Source organism: Pseudomonas asturiensis (genome assembly GCF_900143095.1).
GTDB classification, from domain to species: Bacteria; Pseudomonadota; Gammaproteobacteria; order Pseudomonadales; family Pseudomonadaceae; genus Aquipseudomonas; species Aquipseudomonas asturiensis.
This window is the reverse complement of sequence record NZ_FRDA01000042.1, coordinates 1-1100: the sequence shown is the minus strand read 5'-3', so window position 1 is coordinate 1100 and position 1100 is coordinate 1. Positions and strand designations below refer to the sequence as shown.

2 protein-coding genes are annotated in these 1100 nt (G+C 47.4%); both read right to left on the bottom strand.

Annotated features, from left to right (window positions below):
* Positions 1–123 precede the first annotated feature (123 nt).
* Positions 124–528: a hypothetical protein gene (locus BUB69_RS28135; RefSeq protein WP_010428178.1), complete on the bottom strand. Its 405-nt coding sequence runs from the start codon at positions 526–528 to the stop codon at positions 124–126.
* Positions 529–539: 11 nt separating this feature from the next.
* On the bottom strand, positions 540–1100 hold a 561-nt coding region (locus BUB69_RS28130; protein ID WP_217654488.1), incomplete at its 5' end, for a hypothetical protein.

Sequence of the window (1100 nt, the reverse complement as noted above, 5' to 3'; positions counted from 1 at the left end):
CGAAATCGGAAAAGCTCATCTGGCTCATGGGCGGCTCGGATCAGGTGGTCAGGCGTATTTCAGCACATCTTGGGACTTGTTCGGAGATTCCTTAGGTGTAAGTATTCCTTTTGGACCAACTCATCAACTGTCGCTCTGATTCAAAATCTTTACCTCGCGCCAGTAAATATTTTCTGGTAAAGGCTGATTCTGATTGAATCGGGAGAAAACTTCGATCACATCGTCAATATTAAACCACTCATCTTTCTTTAATTGAACACGCCCTGCACCAAACGACAGCAAGCTCCCATCTTCAAAGTTCGTGCTGGAATTTGAATGATACCCTCTAAACAGAGCTTTACTTTTTGCGTCATATCTTTCAATAAAGCAAGTGAATCTGCCTCCTGCCACTTGCACATAATTACCGTCGTCGTCAGTTATGCATGCGTATGAGCTTGGACCGTAGCTTTTTAATTTTTTTAACACTTTTACAAGCTGCGCCTGGTTAACGTCAATTAATACGGGACTATTTTCGGCTTCGAGCTTCATATTCCTCACCTTCACGGCACATAAACTGTTGTAGCGCTTTCGATGACTTCGCCTTTTAGCCGTCCCTTCCCTTGCGCCCCAAACTGATTGACAAAATAATCGGTGAATTCTTGATGGCTGGTCTTACTAGCAGTTCCGCTTTTCACCTCAAGACCGTGTAATTTACCATTTGCGTCACGGACTACAATGTCATACCTACGATCACCGAGAGGCCCTTTAACGACCATCTCAGTGCCTACAACTTCCATTCCATTTGCTTCTAAATGCTTAGCAAACTCATCTGCCTTAACTGTTCCCGGAGGAGCTAGACCCTTCGGGCTAGCAAATTTTCCGTCAGGGGTTCGATAGCTTCCATCTGAATGCAGATTTACTTCGGGGGCTAGGTCGGTCTCTGGACCAACTTTCTTCCCGCCCGTCGCATCTGGGCTTGCTACCTCTTTTGGACCAGCAATCTCACGCTCAGCCTTCACCAACTGAGCCAGATTACCCCCGGCCTTGGGTGTGAGTCCACCGTCTGCAGTCTGGAGGTAGAGCGTGCCGTCAGGCCCGGCAACCTCTACGTTTCCGGTTCT

Bases quoted from the DNA above. Each gene is read 5' to 3' on its own strand.
- BUB69_RS28135 (WP_010428178.1), bottom strand. From the start codon at position 528: ATGAAGCTCGAAGCCGAAAATAGTCCCGTATTAATTGACGTTAACCAG.